General features: G+C 72.2%; 12 protein-coding genes. 10 read left to right on the top strand and 2 right to left on the bottom strand.

What is annotated here, in order from left to right; all coding sequences use genetic code 11:
• Window positions 1-79 precede the first annotated feature (79 nt).
• The 6 genes from AB0873_RS26440 to nadC all read left to right on the top strand — a co-directional run bounded on the left by AB0873_RS26440 (window position 80) and on the right by nadC (window position 6150).
• On the top strand, window positions 80-1021 hold the full coding sequence (locus AB0873_RS26440) for a Rossmann-like and DUF2520 domain-containing protein (RefSeq protein WP_366602976.1): 942 nt from the start codon (window positions 80-82) through the stop codon (window positions 1019-1021).
• Window positions 1018-1866 carry a pantoate--beta-alanine ligase gene (gene panC, locus AB0873_RS26435; RefSeq protein WP_155329919.1) on the top strand — a complete coding sequence of 283 codons (849 nt, stop codon included), beginning with the start codon at window positions 1018-1020 and terminating at the stop codon, window positions 1864-1866. Before AB0873_RS26440 ends, panC begins: the two co-directional genes overlap by 4 nt.
• A gap of 28 nt (window positions 1867-1894) precedes the next feature.
• Entirely contained in the window at window positions 1895-2326 is a 432-nt protein-coding gene (gene panD / locus AB0873_RS26430; RefSeq protein ID WP_366602973.1) for an aspartate 1-decarboxylase, read from the top strand.
• A gap of 182 nt (window positions 2327-2508) precedes the next feature.
• Window positions 2509-3399, top strand: coding sequence for a septum formation family protein (locus AB0873_RS26425; protein WP_366602971.1), 891 nt, complete (start codon window positions 2509-2511; stop codon window positions 3397-3399).
• A gap of 104 nt (window positions 3400-3503) precedes the next feature.
• Window positions 3504-5198 (top strand): L-aspartate oxidase, encoded by a 1695-nt coding sequence (locus tag AB0873_RS26420; protein WP_366602969.1) that lies wholly within the window; start codon window positions 3504-3506, stop codon window positions 5196-5198.
• Between the two features lie 55 nt (window positions 5199-5253).
• The gene (nadC, locus tag AB0873_RS26415; RefSeq protein ID WP_366602968.1) at window positions 5254-6150 is read left to right on the top strand and encodes a carboxylating nicotinate-nucleotide diphosphorylase; all 897 of its coding nucleotides are present in this window, start codon (window positions 5254-5256) and stop codon (window positions 6148-6150) included.
• Window positions 6151-6153: 3 nt separating this feature from the next.
• Here the strand turns inward: nadC and AB0873_RS26410 are convergent, their stop codons facing one another.
• Entirely contained in the window at window positions 6154-7236 is a 1083-nt protein-coding gene (locus AB0873_RS26410) for a DUF5919 domain-containing protein (protein ID WP_366602966.1), read from the bottom strand.
• A gap of 119 nt (window positions 7237-7355) precedes the next feature.
• On the opposite strand from AB0873_RS26410, the gene AB0873_RS26405 reads away from it, so the two are divergent.
• Window positions 7356-8114: a type III pantothenate kinase gene (locus tag AB0873_RS26405; RefSeq protein ID WP_366602964.1), complete on the top strand. Its 759-nt coding sequence runs from the start codon at window positions 7356-7358 to the stop codon at window positions 8112-8114.
• 66 nt (window positions 8115-8180) lie between these two features.
• On the opposite strand, the gene AB0873_RS26400 is transcribed toward AB0873_RS26405, so the two are convergent.
• A complete protein-coding gene (locus tag AB0873_RS26400; RefSeq protein ID WP_366602963.1) occupies window positions 8181-8921 on the bottom strand; it encodes a class I SAM-dependent methyltransferase in 741 nt (246 codons plus the stop codon).
• Window positions 8922-9012: 91 nt separating this feature from the next.
• Here AB0873_RS26400 and lysS point away from each other — a divergent pair, with 91 nt between their 5' ends.
• The 3 genes from lysS (at window position 9013) to AB0873_RS26385 (ending at window position 14015) form a co-directional block, all read left to right on the top strand.
• Window positions 9013-10521, top strand: coding sequence for a lysine--tRNA ligase (gene lysS / locus AB0873_RS26395; protein WP_366602961.1), 1509 nt, complete (start codon window positions 9013-9015; stop codon window positions 10519-10521).
• A gap of 111 nt (window positions 10522-10632) precedes the next feature.
• Window positions 10633-10983 carry an Lsr2 family protein gene (locus AB0873_RS26390; protein ID WP_305070152.1) on the top strand — a complete coding sequence of 117 codons (351 nt, stop codon included), beginning with the start codon at window positions 10633-10635 and terminating at the stop codon, window positions 10981-10983.
• A 500-nt stretch (window positions 10984-11483) separates the two neighbouring features.
• Window positions 11484-14015 carry an ATP-dependent Clp protease ATP-binding subunit gene (locus AB0873_RS26385; RefSeq protein WP_155329929.1) on the top strand — a complete coding sequence of 844 codons (2532 nt, stop codon included), beginning with the start codon at window positions 11484-11486 and terminating at the stop codon, window positions 14013-14015.
• Window positions 14016-14704: the final 689 nt, after the last annotated feature.

Raw genomic sequence — 14704 nt, 5'->3', positions numbered from 1 at the left:
ACAGTCTTGTTTCAGCTCCGTCGCTGCGGCGCATACTTGCGGTCGACCGGTACCCCTTCTCGAGGACTGGATCGTCACGATGAGCGCTCCGCTGCGCCCGCGTCCCGCCGCACGGCCGGTCGACGCGCCCGCTCCCCGTTTCCTGACCGTCGGTGTCATCGGCGCCGGCCGGGTCGGTGCCGTCCTGGGAGCCGCCCTCGCCGCCGCCGGCCACCGGGTGGTGGCCGCCGCCGCGGTGTCCGGCGCGTCCCGCGCCCGGCTGGCGCTGCTGCTCCCCTCGGTCCCGCGCCGCTCGGCCACCTCGGTGGCCCGGGCCGCCACCGACCTCCTGCTGCTCGCGGTGCCGGACGACGCGCTCGCCGGCGTGGTCGCCGGGCTCGCCCGCAGTGGCGCGCTGCGCCCCGGCCAGGTGGTCGCGCACACCTCCGGCGCGCACGGGCTGGCCGTGCTGGCCCCGGCCGCCGAGGTCGGCGCCCGCCCGCTGGCCCTGCACCCCGCGATGACCTTCACCGGTACGCCGGACGACCTGACCCGCCTGGCCGGCATCTCGTACGGGGTGACCGCCCCGGCGGAGCTGCGCCCGCTCGCCGCCCGGCTGGTCGCCGACCTCGGCGGGGTACCGGAGTGGATCGGCGAGGCGGACCGGCCGCTCTACCACGCGGCGCTGGCGCACGGCGCCAACCATCTGGTGACCCTGGTCAACGAGGCGGCCGACCGGCTGCGCGACGCCGGTGTGGGTCAGCCCGAGAAGGTGCTCGCCCCGCTGCTGCGAGCGGCCCTGGAGAACGCGCTGCGCCTCGGCGACGACGCGCTGACCGGCCCGGTCTCCCGGGGCGACGCCGGCACGGTCGAGCGGCACCTGGCCCGGCTCGCGGCGACCGCGCCGGAATCCGTGGCCCCCTATCTGGCGTTGGCACGACGGACCGCGGACCGGGCGATCGCGGCGGGACGGCTGCGCCCGGTGGACGCGGAGCCGCTGCTGGACGTGCTGAGTGGGAGGGACCGGGAGGTGGCCGCGTGACCGTGCTGGTGCACACCCGCGCCGAACTGGCGGCGGCGCGTGCCGGGCTCGAGGGCACCGTCGGCGTCGTCATGACCATGGGTGCCCTGCACTCCGGGCACGAGACGCTGCTGCGGGCCGCCCGCGAGCGGGCCGACAGCGTGATCGTCACGATCTTCGTGAACCCGCTGCAGTTCGGCCCGAACGAGGACTTCGACCGGTACCCGCGGACGCTCGACGCGGACCTGGAGATCTGCCGCCGGGCCGGCGCGGACGTGGTCTTCGCGCCCGCTGTCGCGGACATGTACCCGGAGGGCCAGCCCCGGGTCCGGGTCAACCCGGGCCAGCTCGGCGAGGAGCTGGAGGGGCAGAGCCGGCCCGGCTTCTTCCACGGGGTGCTCACCGTGGTGCTGAAGCTGCTCCAGCTCACCCGCCCGGACCTGGCCTTCTTCGGCGAGAAGGACTACCAGCAGCTGACGCTGGTCCGCCGGATGGTCCGCGACCTGGACGTGCCCGTCGAGATCGTCGGGGTGCCGACGGTCCGGGAGGCGGACGGGCTGGCGCTGTCCAGCCGCAACCGCTACCTGTCGCCGGCCGAGCGCGGGGCCGCGTCGAGCCTGTCGGCGGCGCTGCGCGCGGGGGCCGAGGCCGCCGACGCGGGCGCGGACGCGGGGGCGGTCCTGGCCGCCGCGCACGCCGCCTTCGGCTCGGGTACGCCGGGCGCGCAGCTGGACTACCTGGTGCTCACCGACCCGGATCTGGAGCCGGGGCCGGTGGCCGGTCCGGCGCGGCTGCTCGTCGCCGCCTGGGTCGGCACCACCCGCCTGATCGACAACGCGCCCGTCCACCTCGCCGCGCCCTCCTGACCCCACCACATCTCGAAAGGTCGCTCCGATGCTGCGCACCATGCTCAAGTCGAAGATCCACCGGGCCACGGTGACCCAGGCCGACCTGCACTACGTCGGGTCGGTGACGGTGGACCAGGACCTGCTCGACGCGGCCGACCTGCTGCCCGGCGAGCAGGTGGCGATCGTGGACATCACCAACGGCGCCCGGCTGGAGACGTACGTGATCCCGGGTGAGCGGGGCAGCGGCGTGATCGGCATCAACGGCGCCGCGGCCCACCTGGTGCACCCGGGTGACCTGGTCATCCTCATCTCGTACGGGCAGATGGACGACGCCGAGGCCCGCACCTACCAGCCTCGCGTCGTACACGTGGACGCCGACAACCGGATCGTCGACCTGAACACCGATCCGACGGCGGCCGCCCCTGGAACGGCCGGCGACCCGATGCCGAACCCCCTGGCCGCCGCCACCGTCTCCTGACCCGCGTCCGTTCCCGCGATCTCGCAGGTTCGGTCACCTTACGGGGGCTTTGTGCCCGCCTTGTCCGGGCGCCAGCCGCAGCATCGCGGGGTTCGGGGGCGCACACGCCGTCTGTCACCGGAGCGTCATTCACGGTTACTCTGGTCGGACCGTCCCGTTGGGGCGTCGGCTGGGGAGGCGGCGTGGGGCACCGGGTGGGGCGCGGCGTAGTCGCGGCTCTTGCCGTGGGAGCGCTGCTGGGTGGCTGCGCGGGTCCCGGTGACGGTGACCTGACCGACGACTGGCGGGCCCTTCCGGCGGCCGGTCCCTTCACGCCGGAGAGCGGGGTCTGCCACGCCGACGTCGCCGACGTGGTGACGCTGGCTGCGTACGACCCGGTCGACTGCTCAGCGCCGCACCGCGTCGAGGCCGTGCACGTCGGAGCGTTCCCCGCCGGCCAGAGCGCCCCGCCGACCGGCGGCTCGGCCGACGTCCGGGGCGCGTTCGCCGACTGCGACACCCGCGCCACGGCGTACGTGGGCGACGACTGGCGTGCCGGCCGGCTGCGGCTGTCCGTGGCGGTGCCGTCGGCCGCCGGCTGGACGTCCGGCTCCCGCTGGTACCGGTGCGACCTGGCCGAGGTGACCACGACCGAGGCCGCCGCCACCGTGGTCACCCGCACCGGCAGTCTCCGCGGCGCGCTGGCCGTCCCGTCGCCGGTGCGGCTCGGCTGCCAGCAGAGCCGGCGGGACCGCGGCGGGGGCGTCGAGACGTTGCTCCCGGTGGAGTGCGGCACCCGCCATGACGCCGAGTTCGTGGGGGTGTGGCGGGCACCGGACCGGCCGTACCCGGCCCGGGACGCCGACTGGGCGCCCCTCTACGCGGGTTGCCGCAGCACGATCGCCCGGTACGTGGGCGTACCCGACGACCTGACGCTGCGGTTCCGCGCCGACGTGGTGGTCCGCCCGCCCGGGGCGGGCCGGTGGCGGGTCGGTGACCGGGGAGTGCGGTGCTACCTGTGGCTCAGCGACCGCGCGGTGGCCGGCTCGCTCAAGGGCGCCGGCCCGAGCGGGTTGCCGGTCCGGACACGGTGAGGCGGGGCGTCCGGCGCGCACCGACCGCCCAGGCGCGGCGTAGCCCAAACCACTCGTCCCGCCCCCGCCGCCCCGGGTGAGGCACCTTCGGGTTGACTGGGGGCATGGACCTACCGACCGTCGACCTGCCGGCCCTGCCCCGCCTGCTGGCCGCCCCCGCGCCCGGCTGGGTGGAGACGACCGACGTGGTCGTCGTCGGCTCCGGCGTCGCCGGGCTGACCGCCGCGCTGCACCTGCGGGAGGCCGGCCTGCACGTCACGGTGGTCACCAAGGTCGACATCGAGGAGGGCTCCACGCGCTGGGCGCAGGGCGGCATCGCGGCGGTGCTCGACCCCCACGACACCCCGGCGGCGCACGCCTCGGACACCGAGACAGCCGGCGTCGGACTCTGTGACCCGGCGGCCGTCCGCGTCCTGGTCGAGGAGGGGCCGACCCGCCTCCGGGAGCTCATCCGGATCGGTGCCGAGTTCGACCGCAACCCGGACGGCTCGCTGATGCTGACCCGCGAGGGCGGGCACCGGGCGGACCGCATCGTGCACGCCGGCGGCGACGCCACCGGGGCCGAGGTGCAGCGGGCGCTGCACGCCGCCGTCCGCCGGGACCCGTGGATCCGGCTGGTCGAGCACGCCCTGGTACTGGACCTGCTCCGGGCTCCCGGTGACGGCCCGGACGGGCTCGGCCCGGCCTGCGGCGTCACGCTGCACGTGCTCGGCGAGGGCAGCGAGGACGGCGTCGGCGCGATCCTGGCCCGCGCCGTGGTGCTCGCCACCGGCGGGATGGGGCAGATCTTCGCGGCCACCACCAACCCGGCGGTCTCCACCGGCGACGGGGTGGCGCTCGCGCTGCGGGCCGGCGCCGCCGTCACCGACGTGGAGTTCGTCCAGTTCCACCCCACCGCGCTCATCGTCCCGGAGCACGCCCGTACGCCCGGCGCCGGGCACGCCCAGCAGCCGCTGGTCTCCGAGGCGCTGCGCGGCGAGGGTGCTTACCTGGTGGACGGCGACGGCAAGCGGTTCATGGTCGGGCAGCACGAGCTGGCCGAGCTGGCTCCCCGGGACGTGGTCGCCAAGGGCATCCACCGGGTGCTGGTCGCCACCGGCGCGGACCACGTCTTCCTCGACGCCCGGCACCTCGGCGGTGAGTTCCTCGCCCGGCGGTTCCCCACGATCGTGGCCTCCTGCCTGGCCATCGGCGTCGACCCGGCGACCGACCTGATCCCGGTCGCCCCCGCCGCCCACTACGCGTCCGGCGGCGTCCGCACCGACCTGCACGGCCGCACCTCGATCCCCGGCCTGTACGCCTGCGGCGAGGTCGCCTGCACGGGCGTGCACGGCGCGAACCGCCTGGCCAGCAACTCCCTGCTGGAGGGCCTGGTGTTCTCCCGGCGGATCGCCGACGACCTGGCGACCGGCCTGCCGGAGCAGGCGAAGCCGGCGGGCACCGGTGCCTGGACCGGCGGTGCGGGGTGGGTGCTGCCCGCCACCGGCACGCCGGCCCTGCAACGGGCGATGACCCGGGGCGCCGGGGTGCTGCGGTCCGGCGCGACGCTGGCCGACACGGCCGCCACGCTGGGCGCTCTGGGCGCCGGCCGGGGTACGCCGCGCACCCCGGACTGGGAGGCCACCAACCTGCTCACCGTGGCGTCGACGCTGGTGGCCGCCGCGTACGCCCGCGAGGAGACCCGGGGCTGCCACTGGCGGGAAGACTTCCCGGTCGCCGACGAGCGGTGGCGCGGCCACCTGGTCGGCTCGATCGGGGCGCAGGGCCGGCTGACGCGGGAGTGGCAGGAGGCGCGGTGAGCGCGAGGAGTGAGCCGGTCCCGCGAGCCCCGCGGTCGCGAACGAAGGAGGCATGATGACCGAGGAGACCGAGCGCGCGTTGCGCGACGCCGGCCTGGACCCGGAGCGGGTACGCCGGGTGGTGACCGACGCGCTCGTCGAGGACCTGGGCCCGGACTTCCTCGACGTCACCAGCGTCGCCACCATTCCCGACACCCAGACCGACACGGCCGACGTGGTGGCCCGCGCCGACGGGGTGGTGGCCGGTCTGCCGGTGGCCGCCGCCGTGTTCGAGCTGGTCGGCGAGGTGACCGGGGCCGAGCGTACGGTGCGGGTGTCCCTGGTGGCCCACGACGGGCAGCGGGTGGCCCGCGGCGACGTGCTGGCGACGGTGACCGGCCCGACCCGGCTGCTGCTCACCGCCGAGCGCACCGCGCTCAACCTGCTCTCCCGGATGTCCGGGGTGGCCACCCACACCCGCGCCTGGGCGGACGCGGTGGCGGGCACGAAGGCGATGGTGCTCGACACCCGCAAGACGACGCCGGGGCTGCGGGTGCTGGAGAAGTACGCGGTCCGCGCCGGCGGTGGCACCAACAAGCGGATGGGCCTGCACGACGTCGCGATGGTCAAGGACAACCACAAGCTGGCGGCGGGCGGGGTCGCGGCGGCGTTCCGGCGGGTCCGCGAGGCGTTCCCGGACGTGCCGGTGCAGGTGGAGGTCGACACGGTCGCCGAGGCGATCCAGGCGGTGGAGGCCGGGGCGGACTTCCTGCTGCTCGACAACATGCGACCGGAGATGCTGCGCGAGGTGGTGTGCGCGGTCGGGAACCGGGCCCAGTTGGAGGCGACCGGCGGGCTGACCCTGGGCGTGGCGGCCGAGTACGCGGCCACCGGCGTGGACTTCCTGTCGGTGGGCGCGCTCACCCACTCCTCGCCCATCCTGGACATCGCCCTGGACCTGCGGACGGAGTGACCGTCACGCGGCGCGGGTCAGCCGCGGGTCCACCAAGTTGAAGATCACCCGGTTCTCGGTGTCGTGCCGGCCGTCGAGGCCGTACTTGGCGCGGAACAGCTCGACCACCCGGCGGTACACCTCGGGGGCCAGTTCGTCGGCCTCCCCGAGGTCGAACACCTCACCGGCGGCCTCCGGCCGGTCCAGCACGACGGTCAGCCCGCCCAGGCCGTGGCGGGCGACGTTGCGGACCAGGTCCCGCCCGGCGATGTACCAGTCGCCGTCGACCCGGACGTAGAGCGCCTCGCACGTCTCCAACTCCCGCCCGGCCTGGCGCAGGCACAGCCGCAGCGTCAGGCAGGACTCGAGATCCTGGACCGGGGCGGTCTCCCACAGCTCGGTGAACCGGTCGGCCACGAACTCCCCGAGTGGCGTGGAGACGTACGCCTCGATCTGCTGGGTGTCGAAGGTGCTGCCCCGGACCGGGAAGAACGAGATGAACGCCTTGCCGTCCCAGCGGTACATCTGCACCGACGGCGCGGCGTTGTAGACCCGTACCTGCAGGCGCGCCCGGCTGGACTCCGGCAGGTCCTCCCGCAGCCGGGCCAGGTGCCAGATGTTGTTGAGGATCGCCACCGAGGCGTCGCGCCGGCGCAGCTCCGCCCCCCGCAGCCGGACCGCCGGCGAGTCCGGGTCGAGCAGCAGCATCCGTACGGTGGCGCCGTTGGCGAGGGCGCACCGCAGCGCGTGGGAGAACCGGGCCGCGTACGGGCCCTCCAGCATGCTGGTCCACGTCTCCAGGATCGCCACCGTCTCCCGGGACTGCGCCACCCGCTCGATCAGAGCGTCCCGGTCGAGGCGGGGGTGCTCGATGATGCTGGCGGTCTGGAGTTCCCGGAAGAGCGGGTTCAGCACCACGTACGTCAGCAGGGTCATGATCAGTGCGGCGCCGACGTTCAGGTAGAGGTCGCCCCGGAAGGTCTGCCCGGACCGCCAGGCCTGGACGATCATCCAGAGTGCCCCGCCGGCCAGGGCGGCGAGGACGAGCACGTGCCGGCGGCGCCGGCGCAACGCGTTGCGCCCGCGGATCCACCACATCCCCGACATGTCCGCTCCCCGTCCGGCGCACCGTGGATAGACCGATGTTCATGTCGCGATGTGGACCAGGATACGGTTCACCGGCCGCTGCGCGCTCCGCCGATATCGGCGTTGTCTAGGCTGCGAGCGTGCTGCTCTGCATCGACATCGGAAACACCAACACCGTGCTGGCGACGTTCGACGGTGACAAGCTGGTGCATTCGTGGCGGATCAAGACCGATGCGCGGTCGACGGCTGACGAGTTGGGCCTGATGTTCCGTGGCCTGCTGGCCGGCGACGCCGTCGAGATCACCGGGGTGGCCGCCTGTTCGACCGTGCCCGCCGCACTGCGCTCGCTGCGGACGATGCTCGACCGCTACTACGCCGACCTGCCGCACGTGATCGTCGAGCCGGGGGTGCGCACCGGCGTGCAGCTCGCGATCGACAACCCCAAGGAGGTGGGTGCCGACCGGGTGGTCAACACCCTGGCCGCCCACACCCTCTACGGCGGGCCGTCGATCGTCGTGGACTTCGGCACCACCACCAACTTCGACGTGATCAGCGCCCGGGGGGAGTTCCTGGGCGGCGCGTTCGCGCCCGGCATCGAGATCTCCTTCGACGCCCTCGCCGCCCGCGCCGCGCAGCTGAGAAAGGTCGAGGCAACCCGGCCGCGCTCGGTGATCGGGAAGAACACGGTCGAGTGCCTCCAGGCCGGCCTCTACTTCGGCTTCGCCGGACAGGTGGACCGGATCGTCGAGCGGATGAGCGAGGAAATGGGGGACGTGAAGGCGGTGATCGCCACGGGCGGCCTGGCCTCGCTGGTGATCAACGAGTGCCGGACGATCACCCACCACGAGCCGATGATCACCCTGATCGGCCTGCGAATGGTCTACGACCGCAACGTCTGAGGTGCAAGGAAGGGCCCCTTGTCAACGCCTGCGGTAGAGACGGGGCCCCTTCTCACACCTGCGGGCTCAGCGCCGTCGCGCGCGGAAGACCAGCGTCCGGTAGGGCAACACGATCGCCTCGCGCCCGGCCAGTTCCGGATGGGTGTCGAGGAGAGCGCGCAGCTCCCGGTCGATCTGGCGGCGCCGTTCCGGCGTGGCCGTGAGGTGGTACGAGCGCGTGCCCACCATGCCGAGCAGGTCCTCTGGCGTCAGCTCGGTGACGTGGGTGAACTCGGCCCACTCCGGCCGGTCGAGGTCGGGTCCGAAGTCGGTGACGTCACCGAGCAGGCGGTCCACCGTCCCACCGATCTCGGCGATGCGGTTCATGTCGTTCACCCACCCGACCCGGTCGTCCCGGAGGTTCCACACCGGGGCGAAGACCCCGCCCGGCCGCAGCACCCGGGCGATCTCCGAGTGCGCCCGCTCCCGGTCGAACCAGTGGTACGCCTGCCCGACCAGCACCGCGTCGGCGTACCCGTCGGGGAGCGGGACCGACTCCGCGCTGCCGGCCAGCGCCGGCGCGCCCGGCGTGGTCGCCGCGAACTGCGCCCGCATCCCCGGGTCGGGTTCGACGGCGGTCACCTCGTGGCCGAGGGCGAGCAGGCCGCGGGCGAGGATGCCGGTGCCGGCGCCCAGGTCGACCGTCCGGGCGGGCGCAGCGAGGCCGTCCAGCGCCCAGCGCAGTGCGGCCTGCGGATAGCGGGGCCGGTACCGGTCGTATTCGGCGGCTGCCGCGCCGAACGAGAGCGCCTGAGTGGGGTCGGTCATGGCGGGCAGGTTATCCCGTAACCACCGTGCGGACCCTTGAGTACGCTCGGGGCCTGAACCCGCCCGAATTCTCCTTCTGAGGAAGCGTGCCGTGACCGAGCAGAACGCCGTACCAGTGGACCCCGCCGACGACCTTCCCGAGCAGATGAAGGTCCGCCGGGAGAAGCGGGACCGGATGCTCGCCGAGGGCGTCGAGCCGTACCCGCTCGGCTACCCGCGTACCAGCACCCTGGCGGCGATCCGGCAGAAGTACGCCGACCTGCCCACCGACACGGCCACCGGGGACCGCGTCTCGGTCACCGGGCGGGTGATCTTCATCCGCAACACCGGCAAGCTCTGCTTCGCCACCCTCCGGGACGGCGACGGCACCGAGTTGCAGGCGATGCTCTCCCTGGACCGGGTCGGCGCGCAGCGGCTGGAGGACTGGAAGCGCCTGGTGGACCTCGGCGACCAGGTCGGGGTGACCGGTGAGGTGATCACCAGCCGGCGCGGCGAGCTGTCGGTCCTGGCGGAGGAGTGGGCGACCACCGCCAAGGCGCTGCGCCCGCTGCCGGTGGCGCACAAGCCGCTGAGCGAGGAGGCCCGGGTCCGGCAGCGCTACGTCGACCTCATCGTCCGTCCGCAGGCGCGCCAGATGGTGCGTACCCGGGCGACCGCCGTCCGCAGCCTCCGCGACTCGCTGCACGATCGGGGCTACCTCGAGGTGGAGACCCCGATGCTCCAGTTGCTGCACGGTGGTGCGGCCGCCCGCCCATTCGTCACCCACAGCAATGCGCTCGACACCGATCTGTATCTGCGAATCGCGCCGGAACTGTTTCTCAAGCGCGCGCTCGTGGGCGGTGTCGACCGGGTCTTCGAGATCAACCGCAACTTCCGTAATGAGGGCATCGACTCCTCGCACTCGCCCGAGTTCGCGATGCTGGAGGCCTACGAGGCGTACGGCAACTACGACACGATCGCCGAGCTGACTCGCTATCTCGTCCAGCGGGCGGCGATCGCGGTCAGTGGCTCGACCGTGGTGACCCACGCGGACGGCCGCGAGTTCGACCTCGGCGGTGAGTGGCGTTCGGTGACGCTCTTCGGGTCCCTTTCCGAGGCGCTCGGCGAAGAGGTCACGGTCCGCACCGAGCGGACGCGCCTGGTCGAGTACGCCGACAAGGTCGGCCTGGCGGTCGACCCGAAGTGGGGTCCGGGCAAGCTCGCCGAGGAACTGTTCGAGGAACTGGTCGTGCCCGGCCTGATCCAGCCCACCTTCGTACGCGACTACCCGGAGGAGACCAGTCCGCTGGTCCGGGCGCACCGCAGTGAGCCGGGGCTGACCGAGAAGTGGGACCTCTACGTGCTCGGTTTCGAGCTCGGCACGGGGTACTCCGAGCTGGTGGACCCGGTGGTGCAGCGGGAGCGCCTGGTGGCCCAGGCGCAGCTGGCCGCGCGCGGTGACGACGAGGCCATGCGGCTCGACGAGGACTTTCTCCGGGCGATGGAGTACGGAATGCCGCCGGCCGGCGGCATGGGAATGGGAATCGACCGGCTACTCATGTCGCTGACCGGCCTGGGAATTCGGGAAACCATCCTGTTCCCGCTGGTCCGCCCCGAGTGAGCGGTCGACTTCTTCGACTCTTTAGCGCATCCTATTGACGCGCCGCGCGCCTTACGGGTTATTGTTGCCTGCGAGTTCGCAGGTGCACCCTGCTCGAAAGGAATGTGGGACGTGGCCAAGCAGATCATTCATAAGCTGGTCGATGACCTGGACGGCGGGGACGCTGACGAGACCGTCAAGTTCGCGCTGGACGGCGTTCAGTACGAGATCGACCTGTCGAGCGCCAACGCCGAGAAATTGCGGGACGTATTCGCTCCGTACATCGCCCACGGTACGAAGGTGGGCCGGGGTGGCGTGGTCGTGGGTGGCCGGGCCGCCCGGGGCCGGGGCGGCGCGACCGCCGACCGCGAGCAGAACAGGGCGATCCGTGCCTGGGCCAAGAAGGCCGGCAAGGACATCTCCGACCGGGGCCGCATCCCCCAGGAGATCGTCGACGAGTACCACGCCCGCGCCGGCCACTGAGCAGCGCGCGGCCTCGACGCCGGTCCGGAGCACCGCTCCGGGCCGGCGTCGCCGTGTTCCGGCCCCGCCGGACGCCCGGGTTCGCGGGCGGCGCCCGGCCGGCGGGGCCGGCGCCGGTTCGGGGCTCGGCCGGTCGGTGGGAAGAAACCCGGACGGGCGGGCGTTGTCCACAGCCGGTGGAGATTCTGTCCACAGCCTGTGGACGAGTCCCGGCGGCCCGGGTCCGGGTCGCGAGGCGCCCCGCACACCCCGCTGGCGGTGTCCGGGAGGTCGCCGAATTTCGCTCTGCGCGTAGAGGCCGGGCTACCGGAACACCTTCTGAGCGCGGACGGTTGTGCAAAACAACGCGTACGCGGCATTTGACGGGGACACACGACCTCAGCTGAGTCGGTCCGCGGCGATAGAGTAATGAGGCACGGACGCCCGTCCCGGACGTCCGCGCACCGGCCCCGCCAAGATCTAGACCATCAAGGCGCACGGCACGTGAGGAGCACGAGGGCATGTTCGAGCGGTTCACCGACCGAGCGCGACGGGTTGTCGTCCTGGCCCAGGAAGAGGCCCGGATGCTCAACCACAACTACATCGGTACGGAGCACATCCTGCTGGGCCTGATCCACGAGGGTGAGGGTGTCGCGGCAAAGGCCCTGGAGAGCCTCGGCATCTCCCTCGAGGGCGTCCGTCAGCAGGTCGAGGAGATCATCGGCCAGGGCCAGCAGGCACCGAGCGGGCACATCCCGTTCACGCCGCGGGCCAAGAAGGTGCTGGAGCTGTCGCTGCGCGAGGCGCTGCAGCTCGGCCACAACTACATCGGCACGGAGCACATCCTGCTCGGTCTGATCCGTGAGGGCGAGGGCGTCGCCGCCCAGGTGCTGGTCAAGCTGGGTGCCGACCTCAACCGGGTCCGCCAGCAGGTGATCCAGCTGCTCTCCGGCTACCAGGGCAAGGAGCCCGCGGCGGCCGGTGCCGCGCCGGGTGAGGCCGCGCCGTCGACCAGCCTGGTGCTGGACCAGTTCGGCCGTAACCTGACCCAGGCCGCCCGCGAGGGCAAGCTCGACCCGGTCATCGGGCGCGAGAAGGAAATCGAGCGGGTCATGCAGGTGCTCTCCCGCCGTACCAAGAACAACCCGGTCCTGATCGGTGAGCCCGGCGTCGGCAAGACCGCCGTGGTCGAGGGGCTGTCCCAGAAGATCATCAAGGGCGAGGTGCCCGAGACGCTGAAGGACAAGCAGCTCTACACGCTCGACCTCGGTGCGCTGGTCGCCGGTTCCCGTTACCGCGGTGACTTCGAGGAGCGCCTCAAGAAGGTGCTCAAGGAGATCCGCACCCGGGGCGACATCATCCTCTTCATCGACGAGATCCACACCCTGGTCGGCGCGGGTGCCGCCGAGGGCGCGATCGACGCGGCGAGCATCCTCAAGCCGATGCTGGCCCGTGGCGAGCTGCAGACCATCGGCGCGACCACCCTCGACGAGTACCGCAAGCACCTGGAGAAGGACGCCGCTCTCGAGCGCCGCTTCCAGCCGATCCAGGTGGGTGAGCCGTCGCTGGCACACACCATCGAGATCCTCAAGGGCCTGCGTGACCGCTACGAGGCGCACCACCGGGTGAGCATCACCGACGCCGCGCTGGTGGCCGCCGCCACGCTGGCCGACCGGTACATCTCCGACCGCTTCCTGCCGGACAAGGCGATCGACCTGATCGACGAGGCCGGTGCCCGGATGCGGATCCGCCGGATGACCGCGCCGCCAGACCTGCGCGACTTCGACGAGCGGATCGCCCAGGTGCGCCGCGACAAGGAGTCCGCGATCGACGCGCAGGACTTCGAGCGCGCCGCCCAGCTGCGTGACAAGGAGAAGCAGCTCCTCGGTCAGAAGGCACAGCGGGAGAAGGAGTGGAAGGCCGGTGACCTGGACGTCGTCAGCGAGGTCGACGACGAGCAGATCGCCGAGGTGCTCGGCAACTGGACCGGCATCCCGGTCTACAAGCTGACCGAGGAGGAGACCTCGCGCCTGCTGCGCATGGAGGACGAGCTGCACAAGCGCGTCATCGGCCAGGAGGACGCGGTCAAGGCGGTCTCGAAGGCCATCCGGCGTACCCGGGCCGGCCTGAAGGACCCGAAGCGCCCCTCCGGCTCGTTCATCTTCGCCGGCCCGTCCGGCGTGGGTAAGACCGAGCTGTCCAAGGCGCTCGCCGAGTTCCTCTTCGGCAGCGAGGACGCGCTGATCCAGCTGGACATGTCCGAGTTCCACGACCGGTACACGGTCTCCCGGCTGGTGGGTGCCCCTCCCGGCTACGTCGGCTACGACGAGGGCGGGCAGCTGACCGAGAAGGTGCGGCGTCGGCCGTTCTCGGTGGTCCTCTTCGACGAGATCGAGAAGGCCCACCCGGACGTGTTCAACACGCTGCTCCAGATCCTGGAGGACGGTCGGCTCACCGACGGGCAGGGCCGGATCGTGGACTTCAAGAACACGGTCATCATCCTGACCACCAACCTCGGCACGCGGGACGTCGCCAAGGCGGTGTCGCTGGGCTTCCAGGCCTCTGAGGACTCCGAGTCGAACTACGACCGGATGAAGCAGAAGGTCAACGACGAGCTCAAGCAGCACTTCCGGCCCGAGTTCCTCAACCGGATCGACGACACCATCGTCTTCCACCAGCTGCGTCAGCAGGAGATCCTGTCGATCGTCGACATCATGATCTCCCGCATCGAGACCCAGCTGAGGAACAAGGACATGGGTCTCGAGCTGACCGAGAGCGCCAAGAAGTACCTGGCGACCAAGGGCTTCGACCCCGTGCTCGGTGCGCGTCCGCTGCGTCGCACGATCCAGCGCGACATCGAGGACAACCTGTCCGAGCGGATCCTCTTCAACGAGCTGACCCCGGGTCAGATCGTCGTGGTGGACTGCGAGGGCGACCCGAACAACATCGACAAGTCCAAGCTCGTCTTCCGCGGTGCGGACAAGCCGGTCGAGGTGCCGGACGCCGTCCCGGCCGACCTCGGTGGCGCGGCCACCGCAGGCGCGGACGAGTAAGGGCACATACCGCACGACGGGCGACGGCCCGGTGGCACCCGCCACCGGGCCGTCGCCCTGTCTGCGTCCGTCACCAGCCCGGCTGACCCGCGACAGCATCGCGTCGGTCGTCGTTGGGCGCCGCCCACCTCGCGTGAGCGCGGACTGTGGTGCGGCACGCCGGCAGGTCGTCGCTTCGAAGGACCTTGGAAGGTTCGGCCCCTCCGGGGGCCATTTCCTAGGTCTGTCAGGGTTTCGCGTCCCCACCGGCTGTGCAGGGTCACGTTGGGCGGGATGTCCGGTTCGGGTTGGGCGGTGCTGGGCGCGCCTGTCCGGTCTGAGGCCTTCTGTGCCGTGGTCGGGGCCATCCGGGTGGCGGAATCGGTGGGTGGGTCGGGTCGTTGTACATGCCGTGACCGTGGGCGCCCCGGCGCCTGGTCGGGATCCCTGAGCCGCACCCGGTTGGGTTGGCGGTCGGCCGGAATGGTCCGGGGTCCGGGTTGGTTACATCCCCTTGGTCGCCCGAGCAGCAGGCCGGGTTGATCCTGTCGGACCCCCGAGCACCCCCTGCCGGGCTGGTCCACCTTTCCCGAGCGCGTGCCGGCATCCCCCCCTTTTTCGCCGGTCGTGTTTCCCCCGATCGAAAGGGTTTGATCATCATGCGTGGCAACCTTCTGCGGAGCACTGTTCTGACCGCTGCCGGGCTGGCG

This window comes from Micromonospora sp. NPDC047707, from assembly GCF_040704235.1.
Classification (GTDB): Bacteria; Actinomycetota; Actinomycetes; order Mycobacteriales; family Micromonosporaceae; genus Micromonospora.
The sequence above is the reverse complement of the archived record's forward strand: the minus strand, read 5'-3'. Positions and strand labels throughout refer to the sequence as shown.